The 756-nt window shown below is 59.9% G+C and carries 1 protein-coding gene; it reads left to right on the top strand.

Annotation, left to right across the window (positions count from 1 at the left end):
* Positions 1-146: 146 nt before the first annotated feature.
* Positions 147-756 (top strand): IS110 family transposase (locus NKH60_RS35015; protein ID WP_352852298.1); only part of this gene is annotated, 610 nt, incomplete at its 3' end.

The following is a 756-nucleotide window of genomic DNA, read 5'->3' as shown; positions in this document are numbered from 1 at the left end:
GAACGAACATGAAGTAATCGCGGAAGCGGTGGCCACCTGAGATGTGGCGGCGATGTTCGAACATCTGGCCGGCTGGCTGTCCTCCGATAGGATGAAGAACGGGCTCTCGATCGACACCGGGCCCAGCCACCGAACGGAGGACAGCCATGGAACACTATATCGGCCTCGACGTATCCATGAAAGAGACGGCAATATCGATCCGGCAGAACGGTAAGAGGATTTGGCGGGGCAAGTGCGCATCCGATCCGCAACTGCTTGCGGCGGTGATCCGCAAGCGCGCACCGCATGTCCGGCGGGTTGTGTTCGAAACGGGGCCGCTGTCGGTGTGGTTCTACCATGCGTTGACGGCAGAGGGCCTGCCGGTGATCTGCATCGACGCGCGGCATGCCAAAGCCGCGCTCGACATGGCCGCGAACAAGACCGATGCGAACGATGCCGATGGCCTGGCACATCTGGCCGAGGTCGGCTTCTACCGAGAGGTCCGCGTCAAAGGTTTCGACAGCATGCTGATCCGCACGCTGATCACCGCGCGGCGCCAACTTCTTAAGATGCGTTTGCAGATATCCAATCAAATCCGTGGATTGATGAAGACGTTCGGCCTTGTCGTGCCCAAGGGCGCCGGAAGCGTGTTCGAACGCAACGTTCGCGACCTTCTGCGGGGTGAAGAAAAGCTGGCGCGCATTGTTGTGCCAATGCTGCAGGCATGGAGTGGTATCCGATACCAAATCGCAGAGCTGAGCAAGCAGCTGGCAGCGA

The organism is Mesorhizobium sp. M1006, from assembly GCF_040318825.1.
In the GTDB taxonomy this organism is placed as follows: domain Bacteria; phylum Pseudomonadota; class Alphaproteobacteria; order Rhizobiales; family Rhizobiaceae; genus Mesorhizobium.
The sequence above is the reverse complement of the archived record's forward strand: the minus strand, read 5'-3'. Positions and strand labels throughout refer to the sequence as shown.